Annotated in this window: 16 protein-coding genes; 5 read left to right on the forward strand and 11 right to left on the reverse strand. The window is 69.4% G+C overall.

Annotation, left to right across the window (positions count from 1 at the left end; genetic code table 11):
• Positions 1-32: 32 nt before the first annotated feature.
• From IEY87_RS28465 to ychF, 6 genes are all read right to left on the reverse strand, one after another.
• Entirely contained in the window at positions 33-761 is a 729-nt protein-coding gene (locus tag IEY87_RS28465; protein WP_189141869.1) for a class I SAM-dependent methyltransferase, read from the reverse strand.
• 41 nt (positions 762-802) lie between these two features.
• Positions 803-1,009 (reverse strand): hypothetical protein, encoded by a 207-nt coding sequence (locus IEY87_RS28470; RefSeq protein WP_189141870.1) that lies wholly within the window; start codon positions 1,007-1,009, stop codon positions 803-805.
• A gap of 188 nt (positions 1,010-1,197) precedes the next feature.
• Positions 1,198-1,398 carry a hypothetical protein gene (locus IEY87_RS28475; RefSeq protein ID WP_189141871.1) on the reverse strand — a complete coding sequence of 67 codons (201 nt, stop codon included), beginning with the start codon at positions 1,396-1,398 and terminating at the stop codon, positions 1,198-1,200.
• 248 nt (positions 1,399-1,646) lie between these two features.
• Positions 1,647-2,573: an alpha/beta hydrolase gene (locus IEY87_RS28480; RefSeq protein WP_189141872.1), complete on the reverse strand. Its 927-nt coding sequence runs from the start codon at positions 2,571-2,573 to the stop codon at positions 1,647-1,649.
• A gap of 125 nt (positions 2,574-2,698) precedes the next feature.
• Positions 2,699-4,117 (reverse strand): ATP-binding protein, encoded by a 1,419-nt coding sequence (locus tag IEY87_RS28485; protein WP_189141873.1) that lies wholly within the window; start codon positions 4,115-4,117, stop codon positions 2,699-2,701.
• Between the two features lie 141 nt (positions 4,118-4,258).
• On the reverse strand, positions 4,259-5,335 hold the full coding sequence (gene ychF / locus IEY87_RS28490) for a redox-regulated ATPase YchF (protein WP_189141874.1): 1,077 nt from the start codon (positions 5,333-5,335) through the stop codon (positions 4,259-4,261).
• Positions 5,336-5,440: 105 nt separating this feature from the next.
• Between ychF and IEY87_RS28495 the strand changes: the two genes are divergently transcribed.
• Both IEY87_RS28495 and IEY87_RS28500 read left to right on the forward strand, forming a co-directional pair.
• Positions 5,441-6,697 carry a DNA recombination protein RmuC gene (locus IEY87_RS28495; protein WP_189141875.1) on the forward strand — a complete coding sequence of 419 codons (1,257 nt, stop codon included), beginning with the start codon at positions 5,441-5,443 and terminating at the stop codon, positions 6,695-6,697.
• A 15-nt stretch (positions 6,698-6,712) separates the two neighbouring features.
• Positions 6,713-7,222 carry a DUF6542 domain-containing protein gene (locus IEY87_RS28500; RefSeq protein WP_189141876.1) on the forward strand — a complete coding sequence of 170 codons (510 nt, stop codon included), beginning with the start codon at positions 6,713-6,715 and terminating at the stop codon, positions 7,220-7,222.
• A gap of 16 nt (positions 7,223-7,238) precedes the next feature.
• Here the strand turns inward: IEY87_RS28500 and IEY87_RS28505 are convergent, their stop codons facing one another.
• Positions 7,239-8,204: a 4-hydroxy-3-methylbut-2-enyl diphosphate reductase gene (locus IEY87_RS28505; RefSeq protein WP_189141877.1), complete on the reverse strand. Its 966-nt coding sequence runs from the start codon at positions 8,202-8,204 to the stop codon at positions 7,239-7,241.
• A gap of 100 nt (positions 8,205-8,304) precedes the next feature.
• Here IEY87_RS28505 and IEY87_RS46780 point away from each other — a divergent pair, with 100 nt between their 5' ends.
• Positions 8,305-9,411 (forward strand): hypothetical protein, encoded by a 1,107-nt coding sequence (locus IEY87_RS46780; RefSeq protein ID WP_263652778.1) that lies wholly within the window; start codon positions 8,305-8,307, stop codon positions 9,409-9,411.
• Between the two features lie 26 nt (positions 9,412-9,437).
• A complete protein-coding gene (gene xseA / locus IEY87_RS28515; RefSeq protein ID WP_189141878.1) occupies positions 9,438-10,745 on the forward strand; it encodes an exodeoxyribonuclease VII large subunit in 1,308 nt (435 codons plus the stop codon).
• Between the two features lie 26 nt (positions 10,746-10,771).
• Here xseA and IEY87_RS28520 read toward each other — a convergent pair whose 3' ends face one another.
• Positions 10,772-11,374, reverse strand: a complete 603-nt coding sequence (locus tag IEY87_RS28520; RefSeq protein WP_225277755.1) for a TetR/AcrR family transcriptional regulator — start codon at positions 11,372-11,374, stop codon at positions 10,772-10,774.
• A gap of 86 nt (positions 11,375-11,460) precedes the next feature.
• Between IEY87_RS28520 and IEY87_RS28525 the strand changes: the two genes are divergently transcribed.
• The gene (locus IEY87_RS28525; protein ID WP_189141879.1) at positions 11,461-11,865 is read left to right on the forward strand and encodes a nitroreductase family deazaflavin-dependent oxidoreductase; all 405 of its coding nucleotides are present in this window, start codon (positions 11,461-11,463) and stop codon (positions 11,863-11,865) included.
• Positions 11,866-11,992: 127 nt separating this feature from the next.
• Here IEY87_RS28525 and IEY87_RS28530 read toward each other — a convergent pair whose 3' ends face one another.
• From IEY87_RS28530 to IEY87_RS28540, 3 genes are all read right to left on the reverse strand, one after another.
• Positions 11,993-12,229: an exodeoxyribonuclease VII small subunit gene (locus IEY87_RS28530; protein ID WP_189141880.1), complete on the reverse strand. Its 237-nt coding sequence runs from the start codon at positions 12,227-12,229 to the stop codon at positions 11,993-11,995.
• Positions 12,230-12,291: 62 nt separating this feature from the next.
• Complete coding sequence (locus IEY87_RS28535; RefSeq protein ID WP_189141881.1) at positions 12,292-12,828, reverse strand: DUF4245 domain-containing protein; 537 nt, start codon at positions 12,826-12,828, stop codon at positions 12,292-12,294.
• An 11-nt stretch (positions 12,829-12,839) separates the two neighbouring features.
• Positions 12,840-13,451: a TetR/AcrR family transcriptional regulator gene (locus IEY87_RS28540; protein ID WP_189141882.1), complete on the reverse strand. Its 612-nt coding sequence runs from the start codon at positions 13,449-13,451 to the stop codon at positions 12,840-12,842.
• Positions 13,452-13,469 lie beyond the last annotated feature (18 nt).

A 13,469-nucleotide genomic window follows, 5' to 3' on the forward strand; every position in this document is an offset into this window, starting at 1 on the left:
GTGCCCCAGATGGTTGACGTCTCTATTGTCCCTCAATCAACTTTGTTGGCGACGAAGACAAGCTCACGCCCCGGCCGGTCCGGCGCGTCCCGCACCTCCCGGCACCCGAACCCAGCCTCGCGCAGCGACCGCTCGACCTCCTCGCGGCTCCGGAACCGCAGCGTGGAGTCCGACGTGAGCGCCGCGCCGTCCGAGGCGAAGACGTACGTGTGGCGGAAGGTGACCAGCGGCCCGGCCACCTCCAGCACGTCGCTCCACGACTCCACGACGCCCGCCCCGGGGACGTCGGTGACGGCGTACGTCCGCGCCCGGTCCCACTCCCGCCAGGCCCGGCGGGACGGGTCGCGGATCTCGAAGACCAGCGTGCCGGCCGGTCGCAGGGCGGCCCGGATCCCGGCCAGGGCGGCGGCCCAATCCTCGTCCGTGAGGAAGACCTGGGCCACGTTGCCGGTCATGATGGCCAGATCGGCCTGGAGGGGCGGCAGCGTCGTGGCGTCGCCCAGGATCCACCGCACCCGATCCGCACCGGGCTTGGCACGCGCGACGTCGAGCGAGGCCCCGGCCGGATCCATCCCGACCACCTCGACCCCGCGCTCCGCCAGCAGACACGCGAACGTACCGGTGCCGCAGCCCACGTCGAGCACCCGACGCGCGCCGAACTCGTCCACCATCGCGACATAGACGTCGAGGTCACTCCGGTCGGGATCGAGCGGATCGTAGATCTTGGCCAGCCGGGGGTCGCTGAAGATCGGATCGGGCACACGGCTCACGCTAGGCGACCGGCGAAGGCCGCCTCAACGCATTATCCGGCCGCGCCGTCATGTCCGACGCGTGACGGACGTGACTGAGGTCTTTTACGCCTTACGCCGAGATCCTGCAGCACGGCAGCCGCCATGTCGGCCCCGCCATCGATGTCTCCGTTCACCACGGCGCACTGAGCAAGGAGAAGCCGGGCGTTCACCGGAACGAGATAGTCGATGATCGTGCTGTCGGTGACGATGCTCTCCACGGCCCTAGCCGTATCCTCGGTCCGTCCTGCGGCAGCGTGCACCTGGCTCTCGGTAAAATAGATCGGGCCGGGTCGCGGGTCTCGAAGCCCAGCACGCCCGACGGCTGCAAAACGGCCCGGATCCCGGCGAGGGATGTTAGTAACACGGCTCTCGGGGCGCACCGGGTCAGGCTGTGCGCCGACCCGCCTCAACGACAGATTTCCATCGACTCAGCCATCATGGCGATCTCACGATCGGCGATCTGGTTCTCCCGTGCCCGATCGCGCCAGCCGGCCGGAGACGCAGCGACGCGGCGCATCCGCTCCCGTGCAGCCTCCGGAGTCAGGCTGCAGTCCTCGGCCAGAGCGAGGAGTCCTTCGATCTCGTCGGGCAGCGCGTCGGCTCCCATGATGGGCCTGGCCGACCAGACGGGTGCGACCCGCGTCTTCGACGAGGACTTCGACGGCGCAGTGTGTCGCGCGTGATGTCGGCACGCTCGGCAACCTGCTGCGCCGTCAGGCCGAACACCATGCGCCACCCGCGCATGTGCTCGCCGAAGTCCGCGATCTGGCGATCGATCCGGTAGCCGGCCATGCTCACCTCTTTCACTCTGACGACTGGAGTCGCCGCATGAGGCAGATACGGCGAGCATGGTCGTCATAGGTGAGGCGACTGGCGTCCGATCTGCCCTCGGAGCCACTCGTCGATGGTCTCCAGCGCGGTTCGCGCCATCGAGGTCGCATGCCCCGTGAACGCGTGCGGCGACGCGGGATAGACGCGTAGGTCGACCTCGACACCAGACGCGAGGAGCCTCGCCGCCATCGCGAGATTATCCTCCAGGAGCACATCTTCCGCGCCGACCACCATCAGGATCGGCGGGAGGTTCTCCAACTCCGCGAAGACGGGAGAAATGTCCGGGTCAGTGCGATCCGGCGCGTTACCCGCATACGCGGCAAGGAAGTACTCGTCGGCGATGAGGCGTCCTGCCGGTGTCTGCGCGGAGAGGTCATACGTTCCGCATTGAACGACCGCGCCGCCGAACGCATGGATTCCACGATCGCGTAGCCGTAGCAACGTCACGGTCACCAGCGTGGAGCCTGCGGAGAATCCGCTCATGGCCAGCCGCGTCGTGCCGAACCGAGCTTCGGCGTTCTCGGCAAGCCACAACGCCGCCGTCTCGCAGTCGTCGGGCGCTGCGGGCCAGGGGTTCTCCGGGGCGAGTCGATAGTCCACGCTCACTACGGCGATGCCCAGCGCGTCGACAAGTCGCCGATTCCGAACGTCGCTTCCCGCGGCCGAACCCAGATAGAAGCCACCGGTGTGCATCTCCAGCAGCACTCCCGTGGCGGCACCGTCCGTCGGCGTGTGGATCCGCACGGGCACACTTCGCCCGCCAGAACTCACCGTCTCCACCGACGGGGACGGTCGGCATTCGGCAGGCGCAGGCATCGCTTCTCGGACAGCCATGAGCTCGGATCTGCTTTTCGGTCCGCGGCCGGCGCGTCGGGACGCATAGAACGCACGGGACTCGTCGACGAGCGGCAGAAGTGCCGGATCGATCAGTGAGGACGCCTGAAGTCGCATGATCAAAGTCTACGAAGGTCGGGCCGAACAGTCGGCGAACCAAGCGGCAGGGCGGACAACTGAGTCCGGAGGCCGTCGCCGATCAGCTCGTCGGCCCAGGTTGCCATTCGCCTGCCATCAGCCGCTCACAGCGGCCAGGCGGTCAGCAAATCGCCGGGACTATAGGCGGCATCGAGCCCCGGACAGTCGACTCCGCTGCGCGAGACCGCCACGACCGGAACAGGATCGTCGGTGAGGGCGGCCCGATGCCGATGGAGAGCCGCCAGGTCGTGCCGGTCGAAGGGCGATCGCTCCAACCACTTGATGGAGCCGACGAAGAGCAACTCCCTGGCGATGGGGGCGCGGTCCGCCCCGACGATGTCGATCTCGATGTCGTTGGTCCGGGTCCAGTAGCCGCCTACCACGGGGGCCGCCGGCAGCCGGTCGTCGGGCAGCATCCGCGCGAGCGCCTCGCGGATGAGCGGCTCGATCGCCCGGCCGCGCCAACTGGTCCAGTTCTTCCGGATCCGCGCCAAGGTCAGATCGCCCCGCCCACGCTCGATCTCCTCCATGGACGGGCCAAGCAGGTACAGCCAGAACCGCAAGTAGGGATCTGTCACCCGATAGCGGCGATCCTTCGACGGACGCACCGATACGGGCAGCTCCGCCACGACGATCCGCTTCTCCGTAAGCAGCTCCAGTGCTCGCTGCAGCGACGTGGCCCCGATTCCGCCGGTCGCACGGGCGATGCTGGTGAAGGTCCGCTCGCCACTGCCGATAGCCGCCAGCACCGTACGCGCCTGAGCCTGCGGGGGGAATTCGGCAGCCAGCGAGCGCTCGGCCGACACCAGCAGAGCCGAGACCGGGTCGCTCAGCGCCTCGCCGAGGAAGTCCCACAGTCCCGCACCCCGCGGCCACTCCGCGCAGATCAGCGGCAGCCCGCCGGTGACCAGCGCGGCATCGAAGGCTTCTGCCGGATCCAGCCCGAGCATCCTCCCCACCTCGGAAGGGTTCAGCGGCCCGAGCACCATCTCCCGGCCGCGCTGATGGAAGGGGCGCCCGTAGCTGTTCAGAGCCTCCATCATCGACAGATCGGAGCCGATGAGGACCAGCAGCACTGGCTTGGTCTCCAACACCCGGTCCCAGGCCCGTTGCAGCATCCCCTCAAAGGCGCCATCGACATCCATCAGGTACGGCACCTCGTCGATGACCAACACGCTCGCTCGGTCGGCGGGCAGCGCCGCGGCCAGCACATCGAACGCGGCATCCCAGCTGTCTGGCTGCGCGGCGGCCACGAGCCGCGCCAGTGGCAGTGTCGATGCCTGAGCGTCCCGGGCCAGCCGTGCCAGATCATCCTTCGGGGACGCGCCGAGCGCCGCGTAGAACAAGAACGGGGCCCCGGAGCGCTCCGCAAACCGCTCAACCAGTCGCGACTTGCCCACTCGGCGCCGCCCACGCAACATCACGCACCGACCGGGCCGTTCCCCGCCAATCCCCGCCGCCACCTTCTGCAGCTCTCGCTCCAGCGTCGCCAGTTCCTGCCGACGACCTACAAAATCAGCCACGTCCGCCGACCTCCAACCATGTTACTAACATTCATGTTACTAACATTCAGGGTAGTAACATGAATGATCCCGACTCCGCAGAGTCGGGCCCCTCCTGATCTGCATATGTGCCAGATCAGCGACGTGACGGCACGTCACCCACTACACGTTGAAGCGGAACTCGACCACGTCGCCGTCGCGCATGACGTAGTCCTTGCCCTCGATGCGGGCCTTGCCGGCGGAGCGGGCCTTGGCGATCGAGCCGATCTCCATCAGGTCCTCGAAGGAGACGACCTCGGCCTTGATGAAGCCGCGCTGGAAGTCGGTGTGGATCACGCCGGCCGCCTCGGGCGCGGTGGCGCCCTTGGGGATCGTCCAGGCCCTGCTCTCCTTGGGGCCGGCCGTCAGGTAGGTCTGCAGGCCGAGTGTCTCGAAGCCGACCCTGGCCAGCTGCGAGAGGCCGGACTCCTGCTGGCCGACCGACTGCAGCAGCTCCAGCGCCTCCTCGTCGTCGAGCTCCACCAGCTCGGACTCGATCTTGGCGTCGAGGAAGACGGCCTCGGCGGGGGCCACCAGGGTGGACAGCTGGGTCCGGAGGTCGTCGTCGGTCAGCTCGTCGGCGTCGAGGTTGAACACGTACAGGAAGGGCTTGGCCGTGAGCAGGTGGAGCTCGCGCAGCTCGGCGCTGTCCAGCCCGGCCTCGAAGACGGTCTTGCCGGTCTCCAGGACCGCGAGGGCGGCCTCGGCGGCCTCCAGGGCGGCCTTCTTGTCCTTGTTGTGGCGCGACTCCTTCTGCAGGCGCGGGATGGCCTTCTCGACCGTCTGCAGGTCCGCCATGATCAGCTCGGTGTTGATCGTCTCGATGTCGCGCTTGGGGGAGATGTCGCCGTCGACGTGCGTGACGTCGGGGTCGTTGAAGACCCGGATCACCTGGCAGATCGCGTCGGTGTCGCGGATGTTGGCGAGGAACTGGTTGCCTCTGCCCTGCCCCTCCGAAGCGCCCTTGACCAGGCCCGCGATGTCGACGAACTCCACCTTGGCGGGCAGGATCCTGGCCGAGCCGAAGATCTCGGCCAGCTTGGGCAGGCGCTCGTCCGGCACCCCCACGATGCCCACGTTGGGCTCGATGGTGGCGAACGGATAGTTGGCCGCGAGGGCGTTGCCGGTCTTGGTCAGCGCGTTGAACAGCGTGGACTTACCGACGTTGGGCAGGCCGACGATGCCGATGGAGAGGCTCACGCCCAGCGAGTTTACTTGCTCAGGCGAGGCCGCAGGTTACGGCCGCGACGGGCCCAGGCGTGTCGGGCTGAGATCCGGGCCCGCTGTCCTGCAATCATCGATCGGATGGACGTCGTCTCCCTCCTCATCGGCCTGCTCATCGGCGCTGCCATCGGGTTCCTGCTGGCCAAAACGAGAGCGGCGGTCCGGGTGGCCGAGGCCGACGCCAGGGCCAAAGCCTCCGCCGAGAAGCTCGTCTACGTCGAGGAGCAGCTCGCCGAGCGCTTCCAGGCCCTGTCCACCCGGGCGCTCGACGTCAACAACGTGCGCTTCCTGGAGCTGGCCGAGACCCGGCTGTCGGCCAGCCGCGCGGAAGCCACCGGCGACCTGGAGCAGCGCAGGCAGGCCGTCGAGCACCTGGTCGAGCCGCTGAAGGACGCGCTGGCGCGGGTCGAGTCGCAGCTGCGCGACACCGAGTCCGGCCAGCGCGCCGCCCGCGCCGAACTGGCCAGGGAGATGGATTTCGTACGGCACAGCCACGAGCAACTGCGGGCGCAGACCATGACGCTGGTCCGCGCGCTGCAGCGGCCGGAGGCGCGCGGGCGCTGGGGTGAGATGCAGCTGCGCAGGGTCGCCGAGATCGCCGGGATGCAGCACCACTGCGACTTCGACGAGCAGGTGACCGAGGGCGCCCAGCGGCCCGACATGGTGGTGCGGCTGGCCGGCGGCAAGAACATCGTGGTCGACTCCAAGGTCTCGCTGGCCGCCTACCTGGAGGCCGCCGAGGCCGCCGACGAGTCGCTCGCCTCGGTACGGCTCGACGCGCACGCCCGGCATGTGCGCGAGCACGTCGACCGGCTCGCCGCCAAGGCCTACTGGCAGGGGTTCAACCCGTCGCCGGAGTTCGTGGTGCTGTTCATCCCAGGCGAGGCGTTCCTGGCGCCCGCTCTGGAGCGCGATCCGAGCCTGCTGGAGTACGCGATGACACGGCGGGTGCACATCGCCACCCCGACCACGCTGATCACGATGCTGCGCACCGCCCACTACGCCTGGCAGCAGGCGGCGCTGAGCGAAAACGCCAGGGCCGTGTTCGAGCTGGGCAAGGAGCTGTACGAAAGACTGTCGTCGCTGGGCAGGAACGTGGAGTCGCTCGGCAGGGCGCTCACGCGTACCGTGGAGGCGTACAACAAGTCGGTCGGCTCTCTTGAGAGCCGCGTCCTGGTCAGCGCGCGCAAGCTGCGCGACCTGGGCGTGGTGGACGGCGAGCTCGATCCCCCGGAGATGGTCGAGAGCCTGCCCAGGCCCCTGTCCTCTCCCGAACTGCTCGAAACCACGTCTCTCATTTCGCACGCGAACGGTAAGTTGGCCAACGGGTCGCAGTAAGGGGGGCGGGGCCATATGACCGGGAAAGGCAAGCGATCGGCCGTCAGGCTGACCGCTCGCGGCGCCATCGCGCTCATCCTGCTCGCCACACTCGCCGGATACGTCCTGGCGGCCCTGTTCGACCTGCAGGCGCTGATCGGGCTGGCGTTCGTGGCCGCGTGCCTGCTCGGCGTGCTCCTGGTCAACCCGCGCGAGCTGCTGTCGCTGGTGGTCACGCCGCCGCTGGTGTTCTTCGTCGCGACGCTCTTCGTGGAGCTCGGGCGGGCGCTCAGCTCGGTCGGCATCATCCAGTCGCTGGCGCTCGGCCTCTACGGCTCGCTGTCGCACGGCGCGCCCTGGCTGTTCGCGGGGTCGGCCGTCGTGCTCGGCGTCGCCTGGGGCCGCGGGCTGCGCGACAACGTCCGTGAGCTGCGCGACGAGCTGCGGGCGGGCGCGGAAGTGCCGCGCCCGCGCCAGCCGTTCGTCCCCGAGCCGGAGGGCTACTTCGAGCCCAAGGTGTACGGCACCCCACGCACCGAGGACTAGCCCTCCAGGCCCCCGGCTAAGAGGCTCGCAGGTCCTTGCGGAGCTCGTGCGGCAGGGAGAAGCGCATGCTCTCCCGCACCGACTCGACCTCCTCCACCTCGCCGAAGCCGTGCTGGGCCAGCCGTGCCAGCACCTGCTCCACCAGCTCCTCCGGCACCGAGGCGCCGCTGGTCACGCCGACCGTGGTGACGCCGTCGAGCCACTCGTCCTGGATGAACGTGGCGTTGTCGACCAGGTAGGAGGCGGCGGCGCCGTGGTCCTTGGCCACCTCGACCAGCCGCTTGGAGTTGGAGGAGTTCTCAGAGCCGACCACGATCACGAGCTGGGACTGCGCGGCGATCTCCTTGACGGCGACCTGCCGGTTCTGGGTGGCGTAGCAGATGTCGTCGCTGGGCGGGTCGATCAGCGTGGGGAAGCGCTCCTTGAGCCGGGCGACCGTCTCGACGGTCTCGTCCACCGACAGCGTGGTCTGCGACAGCCACACCAGCTTCTCCGGGTCCTTCACCTGGATGCCGTCCACCGAGCCGAGGCCGTCGACGAGCTGGATGTGCTCGGGCGCCTCACCGGCGGTGCCCTCGACCTCCTCGTGCCCTTCGTGGCCGATGAGCAGGATGCCGTAGTCCTGACCGGCGAATCTCTTCGCCTCGTTGTGTACCTTGGTCACCAGCGGGCAAGTCGCGTCGATGGTGCGTAGCTTGCGTTGTTGGGCTTCGCTGTGCACGGCGGGCGACACGCCGTGGGCGGAGAAGACCACGATCTCTCCCTCGGGCACCTCCTCCGTCTCCTCGACGAAGATGGCGCCCTTGGCCTCGAGCGTCTTGACCACGTGCGTGTTGTGGACGATCTGCTTGCGCACGTAGACGGGCGCGCCGTACTGCTCCAGGGCCTTCTCGACCGCTACGACGGCTCGATCGACTCCGGCACAGTAACCACGGGGCTTGGCTACGAGGACTCGGCGGGAAGTAGGGGTCTGGGGCTCCATACTTCTTATGCTACGTGGAGCGGCAACAGGCCCGCACGTGCGTACTTGCCCGCCGTTTGCCATGCTGGCCGTCCGATACTGACCTCCCAGGGAGACGTACATGTCCCTCAGCGACGTGATACGCAACATCACCAAGACCATTTCCGACAAGAAGGCGAGAGACCTGCCGCTCCTTGTCGTCCAGGGCACTCTCAGCGCCGCGGGCCACGCACTCGGGCTGGTCGACCGCGTGAAGAAGTCGATCAGGGGCTCGGGCGCGAAGGAGGAGAAGAAGGACGAGACCACCCCGGCCGCGGAGGTCGCCGCGACCACCGAAGAGGAGAAGCCGGCGCGCAGGGAGCCGGTGATCTTCGCACCGCGCCCCGGTACGGCCGAGCCGAACGGCACCGCCAAGACCAAGCCGGACCCGGTCATCTTCAGCCCCGCCAAGCCGGCTGCGGAGTCCGCCGCGAAGACCGAGGTGGAGCCGGAGACCTCCCCGGTCAAGGCGACCCCGACCGTCACCGAGTCCGCTCCCGCCGCCACCGCCGAGCCCGCGGCGGCCTCGTCCACCCCGGTGGCCGCACCCGAGCCGGTGACCGCTCCGGAGCCGGTAGCCGCTCCCGAGCCTCCCGCCGCCTCGACGGAGCCCGTGGCCGCGCCTGAGCCCGCCGCCACCGCCAAGCCGCTCGTCACCGAGGTCAAGCCGGCCGCAGAAGCCAAGCCCGTCGCGGAGGCCAAGCCCGTCGCGGAGGCCAAGCCCGTCGCGGAGGCCAAGCCCGTCGCGGAGGCCAAGCCCGTCGCGGAGGCCAAGCCCGTCGCGGAAGCCAAGCCCGTCGCGGAGGCCAAGCCGACGGTGGACGCCGCTGTCGAGGCGAAGCCGGTCGGTGAGGCCAAGCCGAAGGCTGCCAAGGCGAAGGCGACCAAGCCGAAGGCCGCTGCCAAGCCGAAGGCCGTCGCGGAGGGTGACAAGCTGGCGGAGGCCGTCGAAGCCGTGCCCGCCGCTGAGGGCGACGCCGCCCAGACGGCTCCTACCGCCGTGGTCGGACTGGCCGAGCCGCTGCCGGGCTACTCGGACCTGACCGTCGCCTCGCTGCGCGCCAGAATGCGCGGCAAGTCCGCCGAGCAGATCAGCGCGTTCCTCGCCTTCGAGCAGGCCACGGCCGCCCGCCCCGAGGTCGTGCGGATGTACGAGAACCGCCTGGCCAAGCTGCAGGCCGGAGAATAGTCACCGCGGCACCGTAGTCTTCCGCCATGACCTCGAAGACCTCACCCGAGTCTCCGCTGCCGATCCGCACCGTCCTGCAGATGGTGGGCGGCTGGATCGGCAAACTCGGGACCGTCTGGGTCGAGGGCCAGATCACGGATCTGAGCGCGCGCGGCGGCACGGTCTTCCTGACGCTGCGCGACCCGGTGGCCAATGTGTCCGCCCGGGTCACCGCTCCACGCGGCGTCTACGAGGCGACCGTGCCGCGCCCCGCCGACGGCGCCAGGGTGGTGGTGCACGTCAAGCCGGACTTCTGGGTCAACAGGGGTTCGTTCGCGTTCACCGCTCTGGAGATCCGCCCCGTCGGCGTAGGCGAGCTGCTGGCCCGGTTGGAGCGGCTGCGCCAGTTGCTGGCGGCCGAAGGGCTGTTCAACGCCGACAGGAAGCGGCGGCTGCCGTTCCTGCCCGGCACGGTGGGGCTGATTTGCGGCCGCGACTCGGCGGCGGAGCGCGACGTGCTGGAAAATGCCAGGCGCCGCTGGCCCGCCGTGCGGTTCAAGGTCGAGGAAGTGGCCGTCCAGGGCCCGTACGCCGTGGGAGAGGTCACCGAGGCGCTGGCCAAGCTCGACGCGGACGGGGACGTCGAGGTCATCGTCGTGGCCCGTGGTGGCGGCTCCTTGGAGGACCTGCTGCCGTTCTCGGACGAGACGCTCGTTCGCTCCGTGGCCGCCTGCCGCACCCCCGTGGTGAGCGCGATCGGTCACGAGCAGGACAGCCCGCTGCTCGATCTGGTGGCCGATGTGCGCGCCTCCACTCCCACGGACGCTGCCAAGAAGGTCGTCCCCGACGTCGGGGAGCAGCTCTCGCTGGTCCGTCAGCTCCGCGACAGGGGGCGCAGGGTGGTGAGCGGCTGGCTCGACCGGGAGATGTCGTGGCTCACCTCGACCCGCTCACGTCCGTCGCTGGCCGACCCGGTGCGGGAGCTCGAACGCCGCGCCGAGCAGGTCGACGCCCTGCGTGAGCGCACCCGGCGGTCGCTGACGAGCTCGCTCGACCGGGCCGGCGACGACCTCACGCACGTCCGCGGCCGGCTCGTCGCCCTGTCCCCGGCGGCCACACTGGAGCGCGGCTACGCCATCGTCCAGCGCCCGTCGGGCGAGGTGGTCCGCCGCGCCAAGGACGTCGCACCCGGCGCCCTGCTCACCCTCCGCCTCCCCGACGACCGCCTGACCGTCCGCACCGAACCGGCCGAGTACGAACCAACCGAAATTGCACCGGCTGAGAAGCCAGCCGAGGACAAGTCCAGCAAGCCCCGTAAGTCCCGTAAGAAGCCCGAGAGCCCCGAAACGTCCTGACCGTAGAGCCCCGCGTGGCTGCGGCTTCAGGCCCGTGGCTGGGTGAGCGCCTGGGCCAGGGTCCTGGCGCCTGCCTTGATGGCCTCGACGGTCAGGCCGCGTTCGTCGCGCTGGTAGCTGATCAGGTGCGCGTTGAGCGGCGCGAGCAGGGCGTCGGCCAGGAAGCGGGGATCGACCGCCGGCCGGACCTCGGCCAGGAGCCTGGTCAGGTGCGTGTGGTAGAGCCGGTACGGCCCCCGGAACCTGACCTTCGGTGAGCCGAGCTCCAGCAGCAGCATCAGGTCCTGCTGGTCGACGACGCGGTCCACGAGCGCGGTCAGGAACGCCGCGACGCGCTCGGCCGCTCCCGCGCCGGGGCCGAGCGGCGGAGGGCCGTTCATGAAGGCTTCCTGGAAGACTCGTTCGCGCTCGTCGATGAGCGCGAACACCAGTCCGGTCCGGTCGCCGAAGCGGCGGTAGACGGTGCCCACCCCCACGCAGGCCTCGCGGGCCACCTCGTCGAGCGACAGCTGATCGGCCCCCTTGAGCTCGATCATGCGCGCGGCGACCTGGATGATCTTCTGTCGGTTGCGGGCCGCGTCGGCACGCTCAGGTTGCGGCTGCCCGACGATCGGCAACTGGTGGGACACAGGCAGAGCATAGCCCCGTTGCAACCGGAGGAATTTCCGCTTAATCTGCCCCGTTATACGGAGATCATTCCAATGAGGGAGATACCTTGCAGGACTTCAACCAGAAGATCATCGAGGAGTTCCGGGCCAACGCGGGCGTGGTCGGCGGCCCCTTCGAGGGAGCGACCCTCGTCCTGCTCACCACGACCGGCGCCAAGAGCGGCAAGCGCACCACCAGCCCGACGATGTATTTCCAGGACGGCGACCGCTACTTCATCATCGCCTCCAACGGCGGGGCCGACCACCACCCCGCGTGGTACCACAACCTGCGCGCCACGCCTCAGGCCACCGCCGAGATCGGCACGGAGACGTTCGAGGTGAAGGCGACTGTCATCGAGGGCGAGGAGCGTGACACGCTCTACGCGAAGGCGGTGGAGATCGCACCGGGGTTCGCCGAGTACGAGGCCAAGACCACGCGCCGCATCCCGGTCCTGGCCCTGCACCGCGTCTGACCACGCGCCCGCACCCCGCGCCCGATGGCGGGCCCGTGCCCCAAGCCCGATGGCGGGCCCGCACCCGCGGAGCCTGACGGCGCGCCCGCCATGCTGAAGCGTCAGAAGCGCCCGCCGTGCTGAAGCGTCAGAAGGGGGCGTCGTCCGGCGAGGCGGCGGTCGGGTCGGATCGGCGCGCCATCGCGGCGGCCAGCTTGACCCGGGCGCCCTGCAGCCACTCCTCGCAGATGGCGGCCAGCTTCTCGCCCCGCTCCCAGAGCTCGATGGACTGCTCCAGGGTGAGGCCGCCGGTCTCCAGGCGGCGCACCACCTCGGTCAGCTCCTCGCGGGCCTGCTCATATGAGGGTGCCTTCTCGTCTGCCACCCGCCCCACCTTAGGGTCAGCCACCGACAAGTGCGTCCCACCTCACCGATCAGGGTCGGTCGTCAGTCGGTCGGCTTGGGCCGCTGCTGGAGGACGGTGACGATCTCGGTGAGCTCGGGCCAGTCCGCCGTGCCCGTGACCACCACGGTCACGTCCGGCAGCGGGAGGACCAGGGTGCGCTGGTTCTTGTCCTCGCGGAAGCGCCGCTCCCAGGCCCGGCCGTTGATCTGCTCCGTGCCGACGACCTTGTCGGAGTTGGCCATCCGGTTGGCGAACCCGCCGGCGGGCTTCTCGTCGCTCTGGATGATCACAGCGTGCTCCCGCTTGGCGGTGGCGTAGCCGAGGTGGAGGACCTGGGCGCCGCCCTCCCCTGTGGCGATCTTGTTGCTGTTGGGGACCCAGCCCGCCGGGTCCTTGCTGGGAGCCCACACCTGGTACGGCACCGTACGGCTGAAGTTGGCGACCGTGATGGAGTAGTTCAGCTTGGGGATGTGCTCCCCGCTGCTCTGCGGCGTGACCAGCAAGAAGAGCCCGGCCGCCCCGAGACAGACGAACAGGGCTACCGCGTAGCCGTAGAAACCTTCGGTGAACCGTCGCACAGTTGGCGAGGTTACCCGCTGGAGGGGCCGGTCGCCGAAGCGGCGGGCCGGATCTGCCCGATGATGGCGAGCACGTCCTCGGCCAGCTCCCGGTCACCCGACTGGACGACCTCCGACACGGCGGCGGCCAGCGCGCCGGTGACGACCACGACCAGGGCGTTCTCGCCGTCGTCGAAGAGCGTGGCGTTGCGTCTGGCCCACGTGCGCAGGCGATCGCGCATGACCACCTCGAAGCCGGGCGGGCCGTCACCGCGCAGGAACAGCGCGGCGAGCTCGCGTTCGGTGAGGCAGCCTTCGAGGTAGGCGCGGGCGGCGCTGATGAAGACCCGCATGGGGTCGGTCTCGCCGGAGCCGCGCGCCTCCCGGGCCGCCTGCTTGGTGCGCTGCGTCTGCCTGCCCTGGAACTCCTCGAACAGGGTGAGATAAAGGTCGGCCTTGCCCGAGAAGTGGTGGTAGAGGCTGCCGACGCTGGCATCGGCCCTGGCGACCACCTCGGTCACGCCCGCCTCGGCGAATCCCCTGGCGACGAAGACGTCCCTGGCTGCCTTGAGAAGCGCCGTGCGGGTGGCCGCTCCGCGCTCTGATGTCCGCGCCGCCACCGGCTGTTCCACATCGCTGCTCATGAGTGGCACATTATCCGT

Origin of the sequence: Nonomuraea glycinis (genome assembly GCF_014646515.1) — a bacterium.
GTDB lineage: Bacteria > Actinomycetota > Actinomycetes > Streptosporangiales > Streptosporangiaceae > Nonomuraea > Nonomuraea glycinis.

Coding starts and splice junctions, on each gene's coding strand:
- IEY87_RS28480 (WP_189141872.1), bottom strand. CDS start 2,573: ATGCGACTTCAGGCGTCCTCACTGATCGATCCGGCACTTCTGCCGCTC.
- IEY87_RS46780 (WP_263652778.1), top strand. CDS start 8,305: ATGTCCCTCAGCGACGTGATACGCAACATCACCAAGACCATTTCCGAC.
- IEY87_RS28475 (WP_189141871.1), bottom strand. CDS start 1,398: ATGGGAGCCGACGCGCTGCCCGACGAGATCGAAGGACTCCTCGCTCTG.
- IEY87_RS28495 (WP_189141875.1), top strand. CDS start 5,441: ATGGACGTCGTCTCCCTCCTCATCGGCCTGCTCATCGGCGCTGCCATC.
- IEY87_RS28505 (WP_189141877.1), bottom strand. CDS start 8,204: ATGGAGCCCCAGACCCCTACTTCCCGCCGAGTCCTCGTAGCCAAGCCC.
- IEY87_RS28500 (WP_189141876.1), top strand. CDS start 6,713: ATGACCGGGAAAGGCAAGCGATCGGCCGTCAGGCTGACCGCTCGCGGC.
- IEY87_RS28540 (WP_189141882.1), bottom strand. CDS start 13,451: ATGAGCAGCGATGTGGAACAGCCGGTGGCGGCGCGGACATCAGAGCGC.
- xseA (WP_189141878.1), top strand. CDS start 9,438: ATGACCTCGAAGACCTCACCCGAGTCTCCGCTGCCGATCCGCACCGTC.